Raw genomic sequence first — 23,562 nt, forward strand, 5'->3', positions numbered from 1 at the left:
TTATTCTACCATATATGCAAAGTTTTTTCGTACTCTTGATTTATGCATTGACCAAAAAAAGAAAATTAGGCAAAATAGACAAAAAGGAGTCGATCAAATGACGCAAATGCTTGAAATCGAATATAAATCTATGCTGACAAAGCAAGAGTACGAGATATTCATCGCTCACTATCAATTAAGAGATAATGATTTCCATGTACAGACTAATATTTACTTCGATACCGTTGATGAACAGCTGAAGAAACAAAATTGTGGTTTACGGATCCGTTTCGTTGGTCATCAAGCTGAATATACATTAAAAACACCTGCTGAGGAAGGGCGTCTCGAAACGACGGATACCTTTATAACAGAAGAAGCAGAAGCATTCATCTTTCAAAAACGTTTGCCTCGCTCGGGCGCAGTTTTTCAAAAACTTTCTGATTTGAATATCGATCCTGCTTCATTGATCCAAACAGGAAAGCTTACAACAAAACGGGCTGAGTTTCCCATTGAAGAAGGACTTTTAGCTATCGATGAAAGCTGGGGAGACAATCTTCACGATTTTGAACTAGAACTAGAGGTAGGGGGGGATGCATCTGCGGGAAAAATGGCTTTTATAAATTTTTTAAAACGTTTTTCTTTGCCTTATCGTCCTGCTAAGAACAAGATCCAACGTATGCTTGAGGCTAAAAATTAGAAACCTTTCATTTTCACAAGGCACTTGAGTTCATTTTTTTACTTTTTTCTGTTAAGTTATAGGATGTGAAAGAATCTAGTCACTAGTTGTATAGAATCTATTTTGGGGGAGATTCATATGATCGAAATCTATTTATTTGTTAATCCTTTAGGGGAATATTGTTTCGAAATGGAGCAAAAGTTATTACAATTTATTGAAGAAGAGTACGGAACACCATCAAAAGAAAAGATGCAATTTCGCTTTCTTCCTTTGGTCAATTTGCAGACAATTGGGGATGTCATGCAACAAAAAGGAATTTCTCAAAACAATCTTGAGAAACGTAACCACTTATTCTCAATGACTTATTCTGCCGCATTAGACTGCAAAGCGGCTCAATTCCAAGGAAAGAAAAAAGGCCGCCGTTTTTTGATCAAACTGCAAGAAGCAGTCGGCTGCAATAACATACCATATTCTCACGCACTTGCTGAATCGATATTTGAAGAGATTGGCGGCGATTTGAATATGTTTAAAGAAGATCGGCAATCTGACTTTGTTAAAGAAGTATTCTTTTCCGATCAAAAAATTGCTCGAGAAATGGGCATCACGAAACATCCTTCCGCAGTCGTTTACAATTACGCTTGCGATCGTGATTTTGGTGTTTTAGTAGAAGTAGAAGGCACAAGCAGCCTTTGGAGAATCAAAGAGCTGTGTAAAACAACAGATAACTCGTATCAAGTTTTTAATGGTGAACATTTACATACAAATGATTCTCAGTTCCATTCACGAACTAGCCATTTACACTTGCTTTCTAATTAAAAAAATACGTCGACTCCCTTACAAGAGAGCCGACGTATTTTTTTCGTTTCTATTCGAAAAAATCAAAAATCTTATAAACGATCAATCAATTCTTCTAATTCATTTAGTCGTTGTTCAAACATCGACATTGCATCTTCGATATACGCAGCCTGTGTCATATCTACTCCTGCTTTTTTCATCACTTCAACAGGATAATCACTGTTACCAGCTTTTAGATAAGCCAAATAGTTCTCTAGCGCATCTGGTTCTTGACTAAGTATTCTTTTCGCCAACGCTGAAGCAGCAGAAAAACCAGTCGAGTATTGGAAGACATAGTAATTATAGTAAAAATGCGGGATCCGTGACCATTCAAATTTGATTTCTGGATCTTCTTCGACTGCCGGACCATAATATTTTGCATTCAATTTACCATAACTATCACTTAGATATTCACTAGTCAATGGCACACCTTTTTCATCTTCCGTATGCATGAAGTGCTCGAATTCAGCAAATTGTGTCTGGCGGAAAACTGTTCCTTTAAATCCATCCAAGTAATGGTTGAGCACATAAGCTCGGACGCGAGGGTCTTTTTCTGTTTCCAATAAATATTCTGTTAGGATATTTTCGTTCGTTGTCGAAGCAATTTCTGCTAAAAAGATGGAGTAGTCACCGTATACATAAGGCTGGTTCGACCGTGTGAAATAACTGTGGACACTATGTCCCATTTCGTGGACAAGCGTAAACAACTGATCCAATGTATCATGCCAATTCAATAAAATATATGGATTTGTGTCATAGCTTCCCGAAGAATAGGCACCACTTCGTTTTCCTTTATTTTCGACAACATCGATCCAACGTTCAGAGAATGCTTTTTCTACAATAGTCATGTACTCTTCGCCCATTGGCTTCAGTGCTTCCAAAGCTTTCTCTTTTGCTTCTTCATACGTAAAGGTGATTGGAGCTTCTCCTAAGACCGGTGTATAAAGATCGTACATGTGCAGTTTTTCCACTTCTAATAAACGTTTCCGTAATTCCATATATCGATGCAGCAAAGGCAAATGCTTATTTACTACATCTACCAAAGTGTCGTATACACTTTCAGGAATATGATTATTGCTCAAAGATGCTTCTCTGGCAGAGCTGTAATTACGAACTTTTGCTTTAAAATTATGTCCTTTTATATGCGTACTTAAAGTAGAAGCAAACGTATTTCTAAATTGTTCATAAACACTGTACAACCCTTTAAATGCGGCTTCGCGAACACTTCGATCCGTGCTTTCTAGCAACTGACCGTACACGCCATGAGATAATTGGACTTTTTCACCATTCTCTCCTTCGATCGTTGGGAAAACTAAATCTGCATTATTCAAAACAGCAAATGTATCACTTGAAGCCTCAAAGATTTCACCTGCTCCTGCAAGAAGCGATTCCTGCTCGGCAGATAAAACATGGGCACGATTATCTACTATTTGCTGGATATAGTGACGATAGACTTCTAACTTCGGTTCTTCTTTGAAATATTGCCAAATCCGTTCATCTGATAACTGCAATATTTCTGGTTCAAACCAGGAAACAGCTTCACTAACCTTTGAAAACAAACTACTTGCTCTTGCATAAAGCGCTTGATATTCTGTATTCCCAGTATCTTGATCGTTTTTAAGGTGCGCATAGACATAAATGATTTCAGTTTGGCGATAAACACTCAACACAAATTCAATCGCATCAAGAAATTGAGAAGCGCCTTGATCAAGTGTTCCTTTGTATTTTTCAGATTTTTTTAACTTTTCTGATAATTCTAGATATTTCTCATCAAATTCTTGGTCGCTTGAAAAGATCTTGGTCAAGTCCCAAGTTAAATTTTCAGGCAATTCTTCGCGTTTTGGCAACTGCTTTACTTCCATGAAATCCACTCCTTTTTATCCCTTTGTCTCTGTCTATCAAAATAGATCATTGTCTAACATCCACATGTTACAGCATCTGATTTTTCTACTACTAATCTATGTGTCTGCTTCTATCAATTTTAGCACAACTGAAACTTGTTTTACATAGAAAACCGGTTCCTGTTCTATTTTTATACTTACTATATTTTCCAAGAGGACAAACGTGTGCATTCATCAAAAAATTGCCGATAGACCATCTCTTCCTCAATCATAGGGAAAAGCCACTTCATTTTATATTCTTTTACTTGGCAAAACCATGAGCTGAAATCAGGTATTTTCTGTTGTTTTAAGGATTCTTCGTACAACATTCGATAAAGAAAAACCTGTTCTCGTAAATAAAAGAAAAACCGACTGTTTTGATAGATCCACGGTGGTAGATACAGAAGGTGCTTGTGACGCAAGTAGCACTGTTCTTGTATGGATACTGTATTTTTTTGTTTGTAAATCAGCTGGCGCGCCAGCCACTTCTTCACATCCTCGCTTAACTTGTCTGTTTTCTTCATCTGATTTATTTTGATTTCATTATTAGTAAATATTTTTTTAAGATCATTACCAGAAAAAGTCCAGCAGCTACTGAAAAAAGAAATGCGACCTGATACAGTCTCTGTAATATGATGATATAAATAAAGTTTTTGGTTCTTAAGGTCAGCTTTCCAGCAATGTAGCCCCCTTTTTCTATTATAATAGCAGCAACTTTTTTCTATCAATGAAAATTGCCGTTGTCCAAGAAAAGAATGACCAAGTATCCACCATACTTGGTAACCGTTGTTCAAATAACTTTTGGTTCTTTCAACAAATCTCTGATGAGACAACCTAGAACATTGGATTTCTAATGCTAGATTAGCCAATAAAATATCTGGTCTCTGCCTCAATCTTGGCAAATAGGCTTCCAAAAATGCAGGTTCTGCTGACTGTCCCAGCCAATCCATGAAACATTCCTTTAACTGCAAGTGTTCTTCTGATTCCCCCTCACTAAAAACCGAACAGTTGTCGGTTTTTCGATGGGCAAAATGAGCACATTTCTTCTTTCCCTTTTTCAAAACCACTCTTTTCCGACAACTACGACAATAATACGTTTTCTCTTTTTCTGCATATTTAGCAGGACAGCATTCATGATATTCATTCATCGCAAGCAGCATTTTTCTCCCTCTGAACTTATTTACGTCTAGCAATTTATTTACACGAAAAAGAGCCATATCGATATATGATCGATATGGCTCTTACTATAATGGTGATTTATACAAAATAAAATTTCGTACGCTCGATAGCATTACGCGCCATCAGACACTTTCCATACTCATTCAGTGTTTCTGGTGTACGATCGCTCTTTTCTGCAAACTCCAAAATTCGAGCAATCTGATTCTCTACATCCGCTTGGTTGAGATTCTCCATCCAGAAATGAACGACTAGGTAATAACGCTCTTCGAATAAGTACAAATCAGTCCAAGCAGACTCTAGTTCAACATCTGTTGCCAGCTGGATCACTTGCTCAAAATCTTCAAAAGCAAAAATTGCTTGTCTTTCCTGTTCTTCTAGGGCGCTTCCAGATAATTCTTCTTCCGGATCGCTACCAATAATTTGCTGACGGAGAAATTCGCTCACGTCTTCTGAATCAACAGCAGAATCTTCTGATTGAGAAATTTCTTCCTCTGGCAGGTTTTTACTGATAAACAGTTCTAATCCGTCTCCTTTTGGCAAAACTTGGAAAGTGACAGCTTCGCTTCCTCGGAACTCCTCTTCGATATCAACTTCTTCCAGAATACTATAAAAGAAATTTTCGATTTCTTTGTGATTGCCAAGTAAATCCAAAAATGAAACGCCCCGTTCTTCTAAATCTTCATGACCTATCAGTACACGGATCGTATTTTCATTAATATGTTCCATTTCCATTTTGCTACACCTCACTTTGCCGCAATGTTCAATATAGATTCATTGTAGCGAAATCAGCTTAAATGTAAAGAAAAAAAATCCCGCTGTTAAATGAATTTAATAAAACCAGCAGATTTTTTCAATCGTTCAAGCTATCTTATTTAACTATAACATTTTTGGGAGATGAATACTATATAGCCGACTTTTTAGCTAATCAATCACTTCTGTTTTTCATACCATGACCACTCTCACACCTTTTTTTGTGCCCACAATAAAGAACGCTATTTATAAAAACAAAAAAACTTGGAAAAACTATCATTATAATAGTTTTTCCAAGTTTCATTTTATCTTCTATAATCCAGCCATCAATTGTGCTTGACGCAATTCTAATTGTCGTACATCGCGCGGCAGGAATCGACGAATCTCATCTTCATTAAAACCAACTTGTAGACGTTTATCATCAATCATGATTGGACGGCGAAGCAATCCAGGATTGTTTTGCACAAGTTCCAATAGTTCTTGTAACGGCAGATCATCTAAATCCATGTTCAGTTTTTGGAATACTTTGGAACGTGTCGAGATGATTTCTTCTGTTCCGTCTTCTGTCATTTGTAAAATCGCTTTTAATTCAGAACTGTTCAATGGTTCTGAAAAAATATTACGTTCAACAAATGGAATCTGATGTTCTTGCAACCACGCACGAGCCTTTCTGCAGGAAGTACAACTTGGGGAAGTATATAATGTTAACAACGTGCACCACTCCTTTTCGTGATAAGAATCACTTTTTTGTAACAGAAGATCATAATGATCTCCCATCTGTTTCTATTATACATAATCAACTTTTAAATAGCTACCTTTTTTTCATAATTTTTTTAAAAAAATGAAAGTTATCTAAGGTTAATATACAGTAAAACCAGCGTTCTTGCTTTTTCTATCATTTAAAAATTAGAGTTTTCAAATCTAATTCAAATTTTATAAGACGATGAAACAGCCAATAAAACTGTACTATTATTTTATCTAAAAACACAAATGAAACCGATTTCTTAAGATTTTTTATGTTTTTTATTTCTTTGATAGTAATGATTCTTGTCATTTTAGATAATATTGTTCTTTATTATAACGCTTATTTTCTCTGTTATATAAGCGGAATATTTTAAAGCAATGATTACTAGATAAAATTTACTACAAACAAATAAACTAAATAACGTTATTTTATGTTTGAATAGTTATATTGAGACTGTATTAAAAAAATAAACCTTTCGAAAATTCCTCAGAGATTGCATTAAAATAAACCAACCGAGTTACACAATAATGATTAATTTGTTCATCAAACCTATTGACGTGTTTCATGATTTTTAGTGAAAAAAACTGAAATCTAAAAACCTTATTCTGTCAAGGAAACAGAAATATAGTAAGAAAAACCTTTATTTATCAGCTTTTTTAGATAATTTTTTCTGTTACAATAGTCAAGGATTTGTGAAAAAATCAATGAAAACCGAAAGGCGTGTAAAATTTTGATTAAATCAGTTGTGTTTGATGTTGATGATACAATGTATGATCAGCAACAGCCATTTCGAAACGCGGTAAAAAGAGTCGTGCCGCTTGTTTCAGATGAAGATATGCATCCACTATATATCCGATTCCGTCATCATAGTGATGAAAACTTTCCAAAAGTAATGGCAGGAGAGTGGACGCTAGAATATATGCGAGCACATCGAATCAGCCAATCACTAAAAGATTTAGACTACCCTCACATCACAGAAGAAGAAGGTCTCCTATTTCAAAAAATTTACGAGGAAGAACTTGATAATATCTGTTTGCATGAGGAGGTCAAAAAAACACTTGACTTCTTGAAGGAAAAAAATGTCCCATTAGGAATTATCACAAATGGACCGACTGACCATCAGACAAAAAAATTAAAACAACTTCAATTGAATAATTGGATTCCTTCCCACAACATGCTGGTTTCTCAAGCAACAGGGTTCCAAAAGCCAGAAAAAGAGATTTTCCAGCTTGCTGAGAAAGAATTTCATATGCTTCCAGGAGAGACTCTATATGTTGGCGACAATTATGACAATGATGTTTTAGGTGCAAAAAGTGCCGACTGGCAAGCACTTTGGTTCAACCATCGAGAACGCAAAATCGACCAGACACCTATTTGCGATATCGAGATTTCTTCTTTTGATCAGCTATTAGAAACAATGAAGACAATCTTTGCTTAACTCCTATAAATAAAAACAAAAAATAATAGCAAGGAAATCGGGTTAAAACGGAAACCCAACTTCCTTGCTATTCCTTAAATCAACTAAACACTTGCTTTTTTCGAAAGATCTTCTTATCCACTACTGAACGATTGTTTCGAATCTCTTACTTCTCAATCTCACCTACACTTAAGATCATGCGGATATCTTCTTCAGTCAGTTTTGTCAGCTGTTCTTCATTTCCTTGGATCACTTTTTGGAACAGTTCGCGTTTTTCTTGTTGGAGCGAATCCATTCGTTCTTCAATCGTTCCTTCAGAAATCATACGCCATACTTCTACCACATTTTTCTGTCCGATTCGATGCGCACGACCAGCAGCTTGTTCTTCAATTGCAGGGTTCCACCAAAGGTCATACAAGATGACCGTATCTGCTCCTGTCAAATTCAGTCCCGTTCCCCCAGCCTTTAAAGAAATCAGGAAAACATCTTTTTCGCCTGCATTAAATGCATCTACCATACTTAATCGATCTTGCGGTTTTGTACTGCCTCTTAAATAAAATGTTGAGATCCCCAGCTCGGCTAACTCTTCTTGTAAGATAGTAAGCATACCTGTAAATTGAGAAAACAGCAGAACTCTGCGTTTGTTTTCTTTGGCAGCGACTAATAGATCTTTTACTTGTTCGAGTTTGCCAGAACCGCCTTGGTAATCTTCAATAAACAGACGAGGATCGCAACAAATTTGACGCAACCTTGTCAGACCTGCTAGTATCCCGATCCGGTTTTTCTTGAATGCTTCAGAATCCATTGACGAGATTTCTTCACGCATTTGACGCAAGTAAGCTAAATAAACGGTCTTTTGTTCTTCTGTCAGTGCAGAATATAGATTCATTTCTGTTTTTTCTGGTAAGTCTTTCAACACAGTTTGTTTATCTCGCCGTAAAATGAACGGTCGGATCATTTGCGCAATTTCTTCTGCGGCAAGTTCTCTGAATTTTGTTTTGGTTGGGAAAAATCCTGGCATGATTGTTGCAAACAATGACCACAATTCTTCTAAATTATTCTCGATTGGTGTCCCACTTAATGCAAATCGCTGAGGCACAGCTAATTCTCTCAATGCTTGAGCAGTTTTCGTACTACTATTTTTGACCATTTGCGCCTCATCAAGGATCAAATAATCAATTTTTTGTGATTGGTAATCAGCTAAATCTTGTCTCAAACTGGCATAAGAGGTCACTCGAATATCTGCGTCTTTAGCCAGCAATTCTTCCCGTTCTTTTTTATTCCCATTGATTACTTGGATACTCAAAGAAGGAGCGAATTTTTTTACCTCTGCCTGCCAGTTGTAGATTAAGCTGGCCGGCGCTACGATCAAAGCAGAAAAGCTTTCCCGTTCTTCTTTTTCCGAAAGTAAAAAGGCAATCGTCTGCAGTGTTTTCCCAAGTCCCATTTCATCGGCTAAGATACCGCCAAACTGATAATGGCCTAACATCTTCAACCATCGGAATCCTTGCTTCTGATACTCTCTCATCTTTGCATTCAATCCTTTGGGAAGTTGTGCCTGATACCCTTCTGGATGAATGAGATCTTGGACCATCGTTTGAAACGATTCGCTAAAAGTAGCATTGCTTTTTTCCAATTGATTTTGAATGATCAGTCCTTGATTCTTAGGTACATGGATCGTCCCTTCTTCTGAACGTATTGACTCTCGTAATTGTTGCAATACTTGGCTTGTTTGTTGGAATTCCTCTGAATCAAAAGAAAGAACCTGTCCGTTTTCCAATGTATAAAAAGCATCATTTCGCAACAAGCTTTGCAGTACATGATCAATCTCTTGCTCTTCTATCCCCGATACGTCGAACCGAATATCAAGCCATGAACCAGTCTCGGTTACTTCGATTTGCGGTTGATGTTTATGCGCATCTAAATACAACTCCCGCAACTTTCTGCCAAGTCTGACTTCACCAAACTGACGGAAAACAGATAGTTCTGTGCGGAAAAAGGCATACAGCTCCTCCCCGCTTGGCAACGGACGCTCATAGCCAGTTTCATTTTTCTGGTAGCGATACATCCTGAATAAATCAAGGACTCGTTTTTCTTCAGCTCTGTCACGCAGCACCTGAAAGTCCTGCTTGGCCGAGATCTCATGTTTTGGATCGGTCGAATAGATGACTTCGCCATAGACGAAATCGACTCGAGCTTGGATTTTTCCTTTGGCTTTTCGGAAAAAGAAAATAAATTCGACTGGAATATCTGCTACTTCCTTTTCTACTTCAGAGGCAACCACTACGTCTCCAATCTCCGAAAGAAGAGGAATGATTTCTTTAAACAAGGCCGGTAGTTCTTTTTTCTTGAATACTACTTCTGGTTTATCCAATCGGCGAATCAATTGTTTCCAAGTTTGATAAACTGTTTGTTGATGCTTCGTTAGAGAATAGAATACTCCCTGGATAAGTCCCCACTGATAATGCATAAAGAAAAAATCAAAATCATTTAATGCTTGTAACAAGTAATCTTCTCCCTGTTTTTCCACTTTGAATGATAAAGGCTTGTTTTGATCAGAAAATTGGATTCCTTGATCGTTTTGTTCATTTATCTGCAGATGCAAACGTGTCGTCTGATTCATCTGTTCTAGCAGGAAGCGGGCTTGTTCTACTGGGAGAAGCAGGTATCTTTTGTCTAGTTTCCCTTTGACTTGCAAGCCATTCGTGCCTAATAATTGATGCGTTTGGGCACTTCCTGCAAGGTGAGCGAGTATTTTTTGATCTTCTTTTTGAAAAGCCCGTTTATCTAGACGAAACTGATACTGCTTATTGACTGTGTAGGTTTCTTTTTCTGTGTAAGCCTGTAAAAAATCATAGATGTTTTTTACGATATATGTTTTTTTCGGCGATGCCAAAGAACCGATACGTAAGTAAAGCGCCAAAATAGAAAGCTCTGGATGATACTGATTTGTCTCAATCGTTTCTACTTGGTATTCAATAATCAAGGGTTGCACCGCTTGAGGATTTTTTTGTATTTTTAGACGAGAAAAACCTTTTGCAATGATTTCTCCTTCACTTGTTGTTTTTACCGGTTCTAACATCGGCTGGTCTTTTTTCATGATACGAGATAGATTTTTCGACCGTAAGTAAAGTTCCACAGCAACTGTATGCTTACAATATTTATGTTCCTCCCAATATGGACATTGGCAGTAATCTATCTCTTTTGCTGTCCCATCCAAATCAACCATATACAATTCACTGCCCAAGACTTCTGCATGCCACACGTTTTCTTCTTGGTCAGGGACAACCGATAACACTCGGCCTTCTTGCAAGTATTGACGCCCACGTGCAATGACTTTTTCCGGAATACTCCATTTCATAGTTACCAATCTCCCTTTTTATCCAAGTTGATAGCGTATTTTGCTTTGTCCGCTACCTTCTGTATCAATTCTTATTTGCTGTAATACTCGTTCTTTCAATTCTCTTACATGACTAATGATCCCGATCATTCTTCCTTCACTTTCAATCGTTTCTAAAGCTTCCATCGCCATTTCCAAAGCTTCTTCATCTAATGACCCAAAACCTTCATCAATAAACAATGCATCGATTGCTACCCCACCAGCTTGTGTCTGGATCACATCCGCAAGGGCTAATGCTAAAGAAAGTGCTGCAATAAAACTTTCACCACCAGACAGCGTATGCGCGCTTCGAGACATGCCTGCCTGATCATCATAGATATTGATTTCTAATCCGGTTTTCCCTCGATAACTGCCGATCGTATCCGCTAGTTCAAACTGATAACGATTTTTCGTTAAACGTTGGAGATGATCATTTGCTACTTGTAACACTTCTTGTAGATAAACTTGAAGCACATACCGTTCTAAACTAGTCTTCTTAGGATTTTCTCCGTTGAATGTTTGCGAAAGCTGCTGTAATTGCGTAAGTTCATCTAATTGCGTCTGGCTTGTGTGATAAATCGAAAGACATTCATCGTAGATTTTCTGGTTATTGATTTTTTGTTCTTGTAAACTGTATATCTTTTCTTGCTTTGTTTCGATCATCTCTCTTATCTCTTCCAATTGCTGGCTGATCTCTTCTGTATCTGGAACTATCTCCGTCAGCTGGATATTTTCTAATTGACGTAGTCGGTCAGCTGTCACTAATTGTGCTTCATGATAAGTAGTGATTATGCGCTGGTTCTCTTCGTATTGTGCTTGCTGTTGTGCGAATGCACAGACTTCCTCAGTTGTTGAAAAATACGATTGGCTTTCCAGCTTTTCAGCTATTCTTTGCTGTTCTTTTTCTATTTTTTCATCTGTTTTTTCTATTTGTTCCTGTTGAAGATCAAGTTGTGTCCGAAGCATATGCAGATCTTGCAACAATTGCATTCCTGCTTTCTGTTCAGCAGCGAGTTGGTTCGAGTCTTCTTCTAACTGTTTTTCAAGTTGTCGTATCTCTTCTTCTAAACAGTTGCTATCCGTATCTTGTAATTGTTTTTCTAAACTTTTGATTTCGCCTTGCAGTTGTTGAAGCTGATTATTTTTTGCTGTCTGTTGCTGCTTGTAGACAGCTAATTGCTGCTCAATCTTTTCTACTTGTTGGCTTATTTCTTCCAGTTCTGCTCTTGCATTGGCTATCTTGCTTTTTCGTTTATCTAAAGATTGTTCGATTACTGTAAGAGCAGTTGTTGTTTTTTGTTCTGTTATCGCAGGAAATGCCTGTTGCAAAGCCTGTTGTAAGTGTTTTTCTTGTCCAGCTAGTTGTATATTCGTTTCCATGATTTTTTGTTCTAAATCAGATAATTGCTGTTGAAGATTATTTTCATATGCTTCATTTTTGGCAATGATTTGCTGGGTTCTTTCTACAGCTGACTCAGCTTCTGCCAGTTGTTGCTCTACTTTTAAGATATCTTCCTTATTTGGCTGTTCATGTTTTGATTGTTGTACGGGATGTTCTGTCGACCCACAAACCAGACATGGTTCCCCCGGACGCAAAAAAAGCTGAAGACGAGCAATTTGCTGCTTTGCCCATTGGCTCTTCAGCTGTTCTGCTTGTTCTATCTGTTGTTTCAATCGCTGATTATTTTTTGTTGTTTCTTCGGCTGCTTTTTTGAGCTCTTCTCTTATCTGTTCGAGTGATTCGATGCTTTTTGTTTTTTGTTGTTCTATTTCCTGCTGTTTTTCATCTAGATATTTTAACTGTCCAAAAGCAAGACGATCTTCCTGCAGTTTTTCCTGATCCAATAAGATTTCTTGAAGAATTCGAGTTCTTTCCTGATAAATAGCCTGTTTTTGATGTAGCTTTTCGGCGTTCGTTTCTTCTTTATCTAATGAATGTTTTAATTGTTCTGCTTCTTGTTTTTTACTACGCAAGGCTTCGACAATCGGTACCATCATCTGTTTGTTTTGCAATTGTTGAGCAGCTTCTTTGATTTTTGTTTGCCGATGTATGCGGTCTGTTTCATTTTTTTGCCACTCTTCATAATGTTGCGTAGTCACCGCTAGTTTCTTTGTTTGTTCACTGCTTTTTTGTGACAGTTCTATTTTTTCAGCTTTTATTTCTTTCAGGTGCTGGATTGGTTCAATTAAGCGTTGTGTAAATTCATAATACCCAATCCATCGTTTCTTTTCCTCTATTTCGTCTTTTTGAGTGGCTAATTTCTTTTGCTTATTTAGTAATGTCGCTTTTTCTTCATAGCTTTTTTTCAAGGTTTCAAAACGATAGTAGGAATTTTCTAATTGTTTCTGTTTCTCCTGATAGTCTGCTAAAACTTCTTTTTCTTCAGCGATTTGTTTTTCTAGTATGGCCTGATGGTTTGTCCATTGGGAAAGAACGGCTTCAAACCCCGCTGCTGCTTCCTCTTCTTTGACTAAAACAAATCTTTTTTGCAGAAGATGAAGTTCTTGCTCTAAATGATCTAGTTTTTGTTGCTGTTGCTTTGCTTTTTCCTTTAATCGCTCATTGAACTGTTGGAAAAACTGAGTACCGAACAAATGACGTAAAACAGTCTCTTTCTCACTGCTTGATGAAACCAAAAAATTACGGAATTCTCCTTGGGGCAGTAAAACGATTTGGGAAAACTGTTTCGCATCGAGATTCATCAGTTCTCTGATCAACTGGTCTGCTTCTGTACGTTTTGTGATTTGTTTTATTTCTTTTCCTTTCCCATCAAAAATGGTCAACATTACTTTAGCTGCCTGTTTTTTTGTTCCGTTTCCTTTTCGTTTCGCTAAAACTTGTTCTGGTTTTCGTTCGATTTCATAGCTCATCTGCTGATGTTCAAAAGAAAAAGTCACGCTTGTTTCTTCTTCTGGTGTAGCAAACAAGGAACGCATCTCTTTTCCAGAACGAAGTCTTCCGGAAGTTTCACCAAAAAGTGCGAAAGTGATCCCATCAAAAATCGTCGTTTTTCCTGCTCCTGTCTTCCCGCTGATCAAAAAAAGTGGTGCTTCTGTCAATCGTGAAAAATCAACGGTCTCATTGATAAAAGGACCAAAATTTTTAAGTTTTAATTTTTTCGGTTTCATTCTTGATCATTCCATTTCCATGATTTCTTGCAACGTTTCTCCGAGCCATTTTTCTTGGTTTGCCGTTAGCTGTTCTTCCGTCATTTCACTAAAAAATGCTTCTGCTAATTTTTGAGGATCTTTCATTTCTAGTACTTTTCGTTTGCGCTTTGTTTGTTCTGCTCGGCCGTTTGCCCGTTCAATCCCCAAAATACGAGGATATATTTGCCGAAGCTGGTTCATCATATTCGGGATGATCGTTCTGTCCGTGAGATAGATATGGATATAATTCTCCCGATTGACGGACTGATAGAAGGCAGGATCCAACAATTCTTTAAAACTTGCTGTTATTTCTTCAATATCATGCAGTGGTTCGATCTCCCTAAAATTCAACTCTAGGTCTGTTGCCAGGTCAACGATCCATACGCCTTTTTTCTGGTTGATCTCAGATAGAGAAAATTTCAACGGCGAGCCACTGTAGCGAGCATTATCCTGTCTTAAAGCAGCTTGATTATGCAAATGTCCTAGTGCTACATAATCAAACGGTGCAAGCAGTTCGCCTGGAATCGAATCCAGACCCCCTACTTCGATTTTCGTTTCCGAATCAGATTTTACACTTCCCATTACAAAAAAATGGCTAATCAATACGTGTTTTTTCCCTGAATCAAACAGCTCCTGCATTTTATCTATCACTTTTGCTACCGCTTGCTGGATCGTTCGGATACTGTCATCTTCAAAATATAATCTGGCTGCAATTGGTTCAAAGTAAGGAAGAAAGAAAAATTGTATGTTGTTAAACTCGACTGGTTCGAAAGCTTCTGCTAGCTGCGTTCGCAAAAAATAGTTCGAATAACTGAACCATGGCGTACCAGCTGAAAGTCGCGTACTGCTATCGTGATTTCCTGATATAGCAAAAATTGGGATCCTTTCCTTTAAATTCCAATCAACCATCAATTCATTGTATAATGCTACGGCATCGACAGCCGGCACACTCCTATCATATAAGTCTCCTGCAATCACGATTGCCTCTACTTTTTCTTCTTTCGCGATATCCAGTATAGAAGATAATACATGACGTTGGTCTTCAATCAAGTCATAACCTTGTAGTTTTTTTCCGATATGCCAATCGGCTGTATGTAAAAAACGCATCCAATCACCTCAAAAAATGTCCTTCTAATCATTATAACACTTTGATCCATTACATGACACCTGTCTTCTATTTTGCACGTTGGAAAGCAAAAAGAGGGCAGACTTGACGTCTCTCCCTCGTTTTTCATCGAAAAGTCTGAACAGAACAGGAGATTCAAAAAGACCGCCTATTCATAAACTTATCACTTTATTTTTTTTTGATTTCATATTTGAAATCTGGGTTCACTTCTTTGTCCAATTTGTCAAAAGCCGCTTGTGTTCGTCGTTCGATCTCCGCCATTCCTTCTTTATCCGTTTTCTTGATATCTGATAGGTCGATTGGTTCACCGAAACGCACTGTCACTCTCTTACGTTTGAACAAATCCCCAAGTGTCAGTGGACCTTGGTATACGGCTGGTACGATTTTCGCTTTAGACATTCTGGAAATCAACGCCATCCCGCCTTTAAGTTCTGTAGCATGCCTTGTCCCACTGGGGAACATGATTAAACTTAAATTTGTCGATTTTAAAATCTTTACAGGTGTTTTAATGACGCTTGGTCCTGGATTCTCTCTTTTAACTGGAAAAGCATTGGATCGAATTAATATAAATCGCAGAACCGGATTTTTGAACAGTTCTTCTTTTGCCATAAAGCTGAATTCCTTCGGTGCTGCAGCTACCGCTAGATATAATGGGTCCCACCAAGTACGATGGGGAGCAACTAGTATGTAATTCTCATCTTGCGGTAATACTTCTTTATTCTCATAACGGGCATTTCCATTGACTAAAGCTAATAGTACTCGAACTACCCCTCGCATAAATCGATAAAACATAGTCTCTTCCTTTCCCTTCTTATGGTCATAGTATGCATAAAAAACAGAGGTTTGACAAGCCACCTTGGTTCTTTTTAATAAAAATAGTATAATACAAACGACTATTTTTTTCATTTTGGAGGGAATCCATGCTTCACGAAGACGAACGAATCGACCAATTATACGCAGAAGATATAAAAATTATCCAAAGTTCCCAAGTATTTTCTTTTTCTTTAGATGCTGTGCTACTTGCTCACTTCTCTCGTGTGCCTAAAAAAGGACAGATTGTTGACCTTTGCGCAGGTAATGGTGCAGTAGGCCTGTTTTTAAGCAAACGAACTCAAGCAGCTATTGATGCTATCGAACTTCAGCCTCGCCTAGCAGACATGGCAAGACGCAGCATCGCGCTGAACCATCTAGATGAACAGATGACAGTCCACACCATCGATCTGAAAGACAGCTTATCCGTCGTTCGGCATAATTCTTGTGACTTAGTCGTCTGCAATCCACCTTATTTCAAAGGACTGCCAACAAATAAAACGAACCCTAATAAACACCTAGCAATCGCCCGTCATGAGATCCATACAACATTAGAAGAAGTGATTGATAATTCAAGTAAGTTACTAAAAACAAATGGGCGTTTCGCTATGGTCCATCGACCTGAACGATTCTTAGAGATCATCCAAATTATGCAAAATCATCGGATCGCACCTAAACGGATCCAATTTGTTTACCCAAAAGCTGGAAAAGAGGCAAATATTTTGTTAGTTGAAGGAATCAAAGAAGGTAAATTAGATGGATTCAAAGTCGCTCCGCCATTGATCACTTACGATGCGGACGGGGAATACACAGCAGAGATCCGTGAGATGCTCTATGGCAAATAAACATTATTTTTACGTATTATTCTGTAAAGATCAAACATTTTATGGTGGGTACACAACAGACCTTTCTAGGAGACTAGGGGAACATAACAATGGTACTGGCGCTAAATATACACGTCTTCAAAAAAGAAGACCTGTTAAGATGATCCATGCAGAAGTATTTTCTTCAAGAAGCGAAGCAACAAAAGCAGAAGCTGCATTCAAAAAACTCACCCGAAAACAAAAAGAACATTATTTGAAGACACACTCAACCGTTTTGCTTCCTGAAAATAGATGACTGTTAAAAACACGATAAATATAAAAAAACTTCAGGCAAAAACAACTGTTTTTGCCTGAAGTTTTTTGTAGCTATTATTCTGATACGTTTGTCTCACTGCTGTTCGTACTTGAACTTCCTCCTAGCAAGGCTTCACTGACTAAGTGAATGTAATGTGTCATCCCTTCAGGATTTGGATGGACTTGGTCATCATAAAACCAGTCACTATGGTCATTACTGTAGCTATACCAATCAATCAGCGTCATATTGTCGTATTTTTTCGTCATCTGTTCAAGCATCGCATTCACGTCATTTTGCCAACGTTTCGTCGGTACTCGGACATTGACCCAGTATACTTTTCGATCACCGATTGCATCCATCACGCTATCAAACTGGGCTTCAGAGAATGAGCCATTCGTTCCTAGTCCAATTAGAACAGTGTCTTTCAATAAATCTTGTTCCTTTAATTTTTCAATATACGGTACACTGGCGTATAATTGTCGCCCCACATCGCCATCTACCACTACTTTTGGATAAAGCTCTTGTAGATCAGTTGCAGCATCTAGCATAACTGAATCACCAAATGCCGTTAGCTCTAATTTTTGTGCCTTGTTTCCTTGGGTCTTAGACAACTCATACTTATCAAGAATCGCTTGGTCAACTGAACTAGTGGTATTTTCTGAATTGTTCCTGGTTTCTTCTGCTAATTTTTTACTTTCAGCGATCTTTGCCTGCAATTGTTTTTGATCGGCCGTTACAGCATTTTTCGGTGCTGTAACGAAACCAACGAATGCAATTGCTACAAGTAATGTGCCTGGAACGACCCATGGTTTGCTCTTACTGATGATTGGTTTGCTGAACCATCCTTTCATCACTTGGAATGTACGACCATAGTCAAAACGTGCTAGCGGACGTTCCACATATCGATAAGAAAGTTCACTGATGATTAAAATCAATGTGATTTCCACTAAAGTATGGAACAGAACATGATCAGCAATATCAGTCACTTTTGCTTCATAAAAAATCATAACTGGAAACTGATACAGATAAATCCCGTAGCTTCGTTTGCCAATCCAAGTAAATACTGGATTTGTCAGCCAACGATTCAAGCTTGCTCCAGGATGTGCTGTCACTGCAACTAGTACTACGCATAACAGACTCACTAGGAGCATCCCTCCATAATAGATGAAATTGTAATGATCATCTAAAAAGAAGAAGCAAAGAATCAGTGCCAGAAGTGAGATTCCTCCAGCGATATTCAAGATACTTTTTGCTTGTTTTGGGATGTTTTTCTTCAAACGAGTACTTGGCCAAACAAAAGCGAGCGCACTTCCCAACCATATAGAAAACAGACGGGTGTCAGTTCCATAATAAACACGGGTTGGATCGCCCCCTGGTGTATACAAAATCATCATCAAGATCGCAGAGAGGAAAGATGTACCTAACACGGTATAAAAGATCCATTTTCTTTTACGAACAAATACCATCAACAATACAAACAAGATTGGCCAAACCAAATAGTTTTGACCTTCTACCGCTAAAGACCAGATATGTGTAAACGGTGATTCATTAGCAAATCGATCGAAATAAGATAAACCGTTATTGATTTGCCACCAGTTGTTGACATACAGTAAGCTGCTGACGACAACTCCTCGAAGATTATTCAACAATCCTCGCTGGAACAAGGTGATATAAGCCGAAGCTGTAACGAGCATAAAAACGAGTGCCGGATAGAGTCTCTTCATTCTTCTGACATAAAATTGCCAAATATTGATTTTTCCATTTTGTTCCCATTCCTGCCGTAGCAGATCCGTGATCAGATAACCAGATACGACGAAAAAAATCGGAACGCCCAAATAGCCGCCTTTCATACTAGTTGGCAGAAGGTGATATAAGATAACACCAACCACAGCTAATGAACGGAGCCCATCAAACCCAGTGATGTAGCGGCTGTTTTTTAACCTTTTTTGTTTTTCCATTCAATATTCCAACTTTTCATAAACTTTTTTCATTCGTAATATACGGGTATTAAGTGAAAATAGCAAGTAGAATCGTGTCCTTTCTCTACTATTTTTTTCTATCATCCCATAAATTTTAAAAAATAAACATGCTTTTTTTCAACTTTAAGAAAATTTCAAATAAAAAAGTAGTTTCTATTTGCTGATCCGTCCTTTGGTAGAAAAAAACTGCAGACAAACGAATGTCTGTCTACAGTAGTATTTCATGAATTTTTGTCAAACTCGATCTAAATGCCATCCTCGTAGAAACGCCCAAGTATCTGGACATTTTCTGCAATACTTACAAAAGCTTGCGGATCAGAAGCTTTCATCGCTTCTCTGAGTAAAGGTAGTTCGTATCGTGTAACGATCGTCATCAATACTGTCTGCTTATCATGTTTATAAGCACCTTCTGCTTCATTGATGATCGTGATCCCTCTACGCATACAGTTTTGGATTTCATTCACTACTTTTTCTGGATGTTTCGTTACGATCATTACCTGCATTTTCTTTTGTTTAGTATAAACGACATCAGTTACTTTTCCACTGACGAAAATAGACAACGTACTGTAAAACATGTATTGCCAGCCAAATAGAATTCCAGCAACAAAAACGATCAATGCATTGAAGTAGATCGAGATAGAACCAATCGACTTTCCTGTTTTTTTACGAATCGTGATACTCACGATATCTAGACCACCCGATGATAGGCCATTTCTCAACGCTAGCCCAATCCCTAGTCCCATCACAGCCCCACCAAACAACGCACAAATGATTGGATCGGTAGATAAGACTGTTTCTGGTAAAATATGGATACAAAGGGAGGTCAAAGTGACTGTGATAAAAGTGAAAATTGTAAACTTCTTCCCGATTTTGAACCACGCCAAGACGAACAAAGGTATATTCAGTAAATACAAAGTGGTTGATACCGGCACCTCGAACCCTATCAGTGATTTTGACAAAGTCGTCAAAATCTGAGCCAGACCAGTAATACCACTTGAATAAATATGTCCTGGTTGATAAAAGAAATTCAATGCGACAGATGCAATCAACGCATAAACGATTGATACCGAAAGTTTGGTCGTGTAATCATGGTAAGCCCAATTTTCGAATGTTTTTTTCATGGAAAAGCCCCGCTTTATATGTTATGGCTTCATTATAAAGTGTTTTTCAATTAAATCAAGGTTGCCAAAAGAAGCAGATTCGACAAATCCTTTTTGCCTTTTTATCGACTATTCTTCTATATTTGTTACATCAATATTCAATTCGAACAATTGTAAAGGTGAAACCATACTTGGTGCATCACTCATCACATCGGCTGCTTTCCCGTTTTTAGGAAAGGCAATGACTTCACGAATATTGTCTTCTCCTGCTAGTAACATTGCAAAACGATCCAATCCTAATGCAATGCCACCATGTGGAGGGAATCCGTAATCTAAAGCTGTTAGCAAGAAACCAAATTGTTCTTCCATTTGTTCTTTTGTAAAGCCTAAAGTTTTCAGCACTTTTTCTTGAAGTTCCCGAGTATGGATCCGGATAGAACCTCCACCTAGTTCATAACCGTTCAAGACGATATCATAAGCTTCTGCATAGACTTTTGCAGGGTCTTCAGCCAGTAATGGGATATCTTCTGCTTTTGGCATCGTGAATGGATGGTGAGCAGAGACATATCGACCTTCTTCTTCTGAAAATTCAAATTGAGGCCAATCAGTTACCCATAAGAAATTGAATTTTGATTCATCGATTAGTCCTAATTCTTTTCCTAAACGTGTTCGGATAGCCCCTAATGCAGCAGCGACGATTTCACTTTTATCTGCGCCAAACATCAGCAAGTCACCTGGTTCTGCATCTGTTGCTTTGATGATTGCTTCTGTTGCTTCTCCCATGAATTTAGCAATCGGGCCTTTCAGACCGTCTTCTTCCACTTTCAGCCATGCAAGTCCCTTAGCTCCGAATTGCCCTACATATTGTCCTAACTGATCCATATCTTTTCGTGAGTAGCGATCTGCAGCGCCCTTCGCATTCAATGCTTTCACGACTCCGCCGTTTTCAAGAGCCATTTGGAAGACTTTGAATTCTACTTCTTTGACTGTTTCGCTTAGATCGATCAATTCCATTTCAAAACGTGTATCCGGTTTGTCACTGCCGTAGCGAGCCATTGCTTCATCATAGGTCATACGGGGAAATGGCAATGTGACTTCGATGCCGCGAACTTCTTTCATTACCTTCGCAATCAATCCCTCTGTGTAAGTTTGGATTTCTTCTGCTGTTAGGAACGTTGTTTCAATATCTACTTGCGTAAATTCAGGCTGACGATCTCCACGTAAATCTTCGTCACGGAAACAACGAACGATTTGATAATAACGGTCGAACCCAGCATTCATCAGCAATTGTTTGAATAGTTGAGGAGATTGCGGCAACGCATAGAAATGTCCAGCATGGACACGTGAAGGAACTAAATAGTCTCTTGCGCCTTCTGGTGTAGATTTTCCTAGGTAAGGTGTTTCAATATCTAGAAAGTTATTATCGTCTAAATAATGACGAATCGCTTTTGTTGTCGCATTTCTCAATTTGATGTTTTTAGTCATTTTGGGACGTCGCAGATCCAAATAACGATATTTCAAACGTATTTCGTCACTGATTGCTTGATCATCTTCAATTTGAAATGGCGGTGTTTTTGCTTGATTCAAAATCACGATTTCACTTGCAATCACTTCAAATTCTCCAGTGGCCATTTTAGGATTTACTGCATTATCACCGCGTCTTCTGACTACCCCAGTTACTTCGATCACGTATTCACTGCGACATTTATCTGCAATTTCCCATGCTTCCTTGTTGATTTCAGGATTGAAGACGATTTGAACGATTCCTTCACGATCACGTAGATCGATAAAGATTACTCCCCCAAGGTCTCGTCTTTTTTGTACCCATCCTTTTAATGTAACTGTTTGTTCTAATTGTTGTTCGGAAACTAATCCGCAATAAATCGTTCTTTGTGCCATTTCTTTTTTCCTCCTACTCGAATAAAGTCATTTCATCATAGACTTCATCAAAATGCTCATATATTTCTTCTAATGGAAAACTTTTTTCTTTTCGGCTTGCCATTGCTTTGACATTGATTGTTTGGCTAGCAAGCTCATCTTCACCGATCACCAATACTAATTTGGCATTCGCTTTATCTGCTGTCTTAAATTGTGCTTTTGCTTTACGGTTCATGAAGTCGCGGTCAGCTGAAAAACCGAAGTTTCGAATCGCTTGGACCACTTTCAATGCTTCGATATTTGTTTCGTCTCCGAGTGCGACCACATAAGCATCCAACTCATTAAATGCAGGGATAACTACTTCCTCTGCCTCCATAGTCAAGAGTAATCGCTCGATACCCATTGCAAATCCAAAGCCAGGTGTTGAAGGACCACCCAGTTCTTCCACTAAATTGTCATAACGTCCGCCTGCGCAAATCGTTGCTTGTGCCCCCATTTTCGGTGCGTCACTCATGATTTCAAAAATCGTATGCGTATAGTAATCTAATCCGCGAACCATATTACTGTCGATTTCATAAGGAACAGCCAATGCATCCAGCATGGAAACAACGGTATCAAAATGTTTTTGAGCAGGTTCGCTTAAATAATCTAAGATAGATGGCGCATCTGCTACAAATTTTTGATCTCGTTTGTCCTTACTATCCAACACACGCAAGGGATTTTCGTGAAGACGGCGTTTAGAGTCTTCACTCAACTCTGCTTCAAAAGGTAAAAGATAGTCGATTAATGCTTGACGATAGGCTTGACGTGTGTCTTTATCACCCAATGAATTGATGACTAGACGGATTTGCGTGATTCCCAACTGTTTGAAGAAATCGAGTGCCATCACCATGCTCTCCACATCTGTTGCAGGATTCTCTGATCCAAATGCTTCTACTCCGATCTGATGGAATTGACGTAACCGTCCTTTTTGCGGACGTTCGTAGCGAAACATTGGTCCCATATAAAAAGTTTTGAACGGTTTTGCATACTCTGGACCGAACAATTTATGCTCAACAAAAGAACGAACGATTGGTGCTGTACCTTCTGGTCGAAGCGTCACATGACGTTCCCCTTTGTCATAAAAATCATACATCTCTTTTGAAACGATATCCGTTGTATCCCCTACACTTCGGGATATCACTTCATAGTGTTCAAAAATCGGTGTACGCATTTCATTATACTGATAATCTCTGAATAATAAACGTGCTGTTTCTTCGACAAACTGCCATTTTTCTGATTCGCCTGGCAAAATATCATTTGTTCCTTTTGGTCTTTGGAAACTCATAGTTTTCTCTCCCTTTCTTAGCTATGTAAATAAAAAAATCACCCTTGTTCATCATGAACAAGGGTGAATGAAATTCATACACGGTACCACCTAATTTTGAAAGATTTCTCTTTCCTCTTACGAATAACGCTCGTACGCGGGACGGCTTTTCACTCGTCCATCTCCAGAGTGTCTTTAGGCTAATGAAACTTTAGATCATTTTCAGCCTCGATGATCCTCTCTTGTAAAGTTTCA

At 38.2% G+C, this 23,562-nt stretch carries 17 protein-coding genes; 5 read left to right on the forward strand and 12 right to left on the reverse strand.

Going from position 1 to position 23,562, the window contains the following annotated elements; translation table 11 throughout:
- Positions 1-97 precede the first annotated feature (97 nt).
- Positions 98-676, forward strand: a complete 579-nt coding sequence (locus IGJ53_RS12310) for a CYTH domain-containing protein (RefSeq protein WP_259741993.1) — start codon at positions 98-100, stop codon at positions 674-676.
- Positions 677-793: 117 nt separating this feature from the next.
- Entirely contained in the window at positions 794-1,471 is a 678-nt protein-coding gene (locus IGJ53_RS12315; protein WP_010732874.1) for a ClpXP adapter SpxH family protein, read from the forward strand.
- Positions 1,472-1,542: 71 nt separating this feature from the next.
- On the opposite strand, the gene pepF is transcribed toward IGJ53_RS12315, so the two are convergent.
- From pepF to spxA, 4 genes are all read right to left on the reverse strand, one after another.
- Entirely contained in the window at positions 1,543-3,351 is a 1,809-nt protein-coding gene (gene pepF, locus IGJ53_RS12320; RefSeq protein ID WP_086311457.1) for an oligoendopeptidase F, read from the reverse strand.
- A gap of 179 nt (positions 3,352-3,530) precedes the next feature.
- The gene (locus tag IGJ53_RS12325; RefSeq protein ID WP_259741995.1) at positions 3,531-4,529 is read right to left on the reverse strand and encodes a competence protein CoiA; all 999 of its coding nucleotides are present in this window, start codon (positions 4,527-4,529) and stop codon (positions 3,531-3,533) included.
- 97 nt (positions 4,530-4,626) lie between these two features.
- Positions 4,627-5,280, reverse strand: coding sequence for an adaptor protein MecA (locus IGJ53_RS12330; RefSeq protein WP_010732871.1), 654 nt, complete (start codon positions 5,278-5,280; stop codon positions 4,627-4,629).
- A gap of 330 nt (positions 5,281-5,610) precedes the next feature.
- Positions 5,611-6,009, reverse strand: a complete 399-nt coding sequence (spxA, locus tag IGJ53_RS12335; protein WP_002296384.1) for a transcriptional regulator SpxA — start codon at positions 6,007-6,009, stop codon at positions 5,611-5,613.
- A 764-nt stretch (positions 6,010-6,773) separates the two neighbouring features.
- On the opposite strand from spxA, the gene IGJ53_RS12340 reads away from it, so the two are divergent.
- Positions 6,774-7,481 (forward strand): HAD family hydrolase, encoded by a 708-nt coding sequence (locus IGJ53_RS12340; protein WP_002309968.1) that lies wholly within the window; start codon positions 6,774-6,776, stop codon positions 7,479-7,481.
- Positions 7,482-7,626: 145 nt separating this feature from the next.
- On the opposite strand, the gene IGJ53_RS12345 is transcribed toward IGJ53_RS12340, so the two are convergent.
- The 4 genes from IGJ53_RS12345 to IGJ53_RS12360 form a co-directional block, all read right to left on the reverse strand.
- The gene (locus IGJ53_RS12345; protein WP_259741996.1) at positions 7,627-10,821 is read right to left on the reverse strand and encodes a DEAD/DEAH box helicase; all 3,195 of its coding nucleotides are present in this window, start codon (positions 10,819-10,821) and stop codon (positions 7,627-7,629) included.
- A gap of 18 nt (positions 10,822-10,839) precedes the next feature.
- Entirely contained in the window at positions 10,840-13,968 is a 3,129-nt protein-coding gene (locus IGJ53_RS12350; RefSeq protein WP_259741997.1) for an AAA family ATPase, read from the reverse strand.
- 6 nt (positions 13,969-13,974) lie between these two features.
- Positions 13,975-15,096 (reverse strand): exonuclease SbcCD subunit D, encoded by a 1,122-nt coding sequence (locus IGJ53_RS12355; protein ID WP_259741998.1) that lies wholly within the window; start codon positions 15,094-15,096, stop codon positions 13,975-13,977.
- Positions 15,097-15,283: 187 nt separating this feature from the next.
- Entirely contained in the window at positions 15,284-15,907 is a 624-nt protein-coding gene (locus IGJ53_RS12360; RefSeq protein ID WP_259741999.1) for a lysophospholipid acyltransferase family protein, read from the reverse strand.
- 128 nt (positions 15,908-16,035) lie between these two features.
- Between IGJ53_RS12360 and IGJ53_RS12365 the strand changes: the two genes are divergently transcribed.
- Positions 16,036-16,770, forward strand: coding sequence for a tRNA1(Val) (adenine(37)-N6)-methyltransferase (locus IGJ53_RS12365; protein ID WP_002373071.1), 735 nt, complete (start codon positions 16,036-16,038; stop codon positions 16,768-16,770).
- A complete protein-coding gene (locus tag IGJ53_RS12370; protein WP_002309959.1) occupies positions 16,760-17,044 on the forward strand; it encodes a GIY-YIG nuclease family protein in 285 nt (94 codons plus the stop codon). Before IGJ53_RS12365 ends, IGJ53_RS12370 begins: the two co-directional genes overlap by 11 nt.
- A gap of 74 nt (positions 17,045-17,118) precedes the next feature.
- Here IGJ53_RS12370 and IGJ53_RS12375 read toward each other — a convergent pair whose 3' ends face one another.
- The 4 genes from IGJ53_RS12375 to hisS form a co-directional block, all read right to left on the reverse strand.
- Positions 17,119-19,002 (reverse strand): acyltransferase family protein, encoded by a 1,884-nt coding sequence (locus tag IGJ53_RS12375; protein WP_010732866.1) that lies wholly within the window; start codon positions 19,000-19,002, stop codon positions 17,119-17,121.
- A 266-nt stretch (positions 19,003-19,268) separates the two neighbouring features.
- Positions 19,269-20,144 carry a YitT family protein gene (locus tag IGJ53_RS12380; protein ID WP_002291388.1) on the reverse strand — a complete coding sequence of 292 codons (876 nt, stop codon included), beginning with the start codon at positions 20,142-20,144 and terminating at the stop codon, positions 19,269-19,271.
- A 108-nt stretch (positions 20,145-20,252) separates the two neighbouring features.
- Positions 20,253-22,022 carry an aspartate--tRNA ligase gene (aspS, locus tag IGJ53_RS12385; protein WP_438750379.1) on the reverse strand — a complete coding sequence of 590 codons (1,770 nt, stop codon included), beginning with the start codon at positions 22,020-22,022 and terminating at the stop codon, positions 20,253-20,255.
- Between the two features lie 13 nt (positions 22,023-22,035).
- A complete protein-coding gene (gene hisS / locus IGJ53_RS12390) occupies positions 22,036-23,328 on the reverse strand; it encodes a histidine--tRNA ligase (protein WP_002291383.1) in 1,293 nt (430 codons plus the stop codon).
- Between the last annotated feature and the right edge of the window lie 234 nt (positions 23,329-23,562).

It is taken from the genome of Enterococcus sp. DIV1283b, assembly GCF_051710965.1.
GTDB classification, from domain to species: domain Bacteria; phylum Bacillota; class Bacilli; order Lactobacillales; family Enterococcaceae; genus Enterococcus_B; species Enterococcus_B lactis.

Bases quoted from the DNA above. Each gene is read 5' to 3' on its own strand.
- IGJ53_RS12325 (WP_259741995.1), bottom strand. From the start codon at position 4,529: ATGCTGCTTGCGATGAATGAATATCATGAATGCTGTCCTGCTAAATAT.
- pepF (WP_086311457.1), bottom strand. From the start codon at position 3,351: ATGGAAGTAAAGCAGTTGCCAAAACGCGAAGAATTGCCTGAAAATTTA.
- IGJ53_RS12365 (WP_002373071.1), top strand. From the start codon at position 16,036: ATGCTTCACGAAGACGAACGAATCGACCAATTATACGCAGAAGATATA.
- aspS (WP_438750379.1), bottom strand. From the start codon at position 22,022: ATGGCACAAAGAACGATTTATTGCGGATTAGTTTCCGAACAACAATTA.
- IGJ53_RS12380 (WP_002291388.1), bottom strand. From the start codon at position 20,144: ATGAAAAAAACATTCGAAAATTGGGCTTACCATGATTACACGACCAAA.
- IGJ53_RS12345 (WP_259741996.1), bottom strand. From the start codon at position 10,821: ATGAAATGGAGTATTCCGGAAAAAGTCATTGCACGTGGGCGTCAATAC.
- hisS (WP_002291383.1), bottom strand. From the start codon at position 23,328: ATGAGTTTCCAAAGACCAAAAGGAACAAATGATATTTTGCCAGGCGAA.
- IGJ53_RS12355 (WP_259741998.1), bottom strand. From the start codon at position 15,096: ATGCGTTTTTTACATACAGCCGATTGGCATATCGGAAAAAAACTACAA.
- IGJ53_RS12310 (WP_259741993.1), top strand. From the start codon at position 98: ATGACGCAAATGCTTGAAATCGAATATAAATCTATGCTGACAAAGCAA.
- IGJ53_RS12375 (WP_010732866.1), bottom strand. From the start codon at position 19,002: ATGGAAAAACAAAAAAGGTTAAAAAACAGCCGCTACATCACTGGGTTT.
- IGJ53_RS12360 (WP_259741999.1), bottom strand. From the start codon at position 15,907: ATGTTTTATCGATTTATGCGAGGGGTAGTTCGAGTACTATTAGCTTTA.
- IGJ53_RS12315 (WP_010732874.1), top strand. From the start codon at position 794: ATGATCGAAATCTATTTATTTGTTAATCCTTTAGGGGAATATTGTTTC.
- IGJ53_RS12350 (WP_259741997.1), bottom strand. From the start codon at position 13,968: ATGAAACCGAAAAAATTAAAACTTAAAAATTTTGGTCCTTTTATCAAT.
- IGJ53_RS12370 (WP_002309959.1), top strand. From the start codon at position 16,760: ATGGCAAATAAACATTATTTTTACGTATTATTCTGTAAAGATCAAACA.
- IGJ53_RS12330 (WP_010732871.1), bottom strand. From the start codon at position 5,280: ATGGAAATGGAACATATTAATGAAAATACGATCCGTGTACTGATAGGT.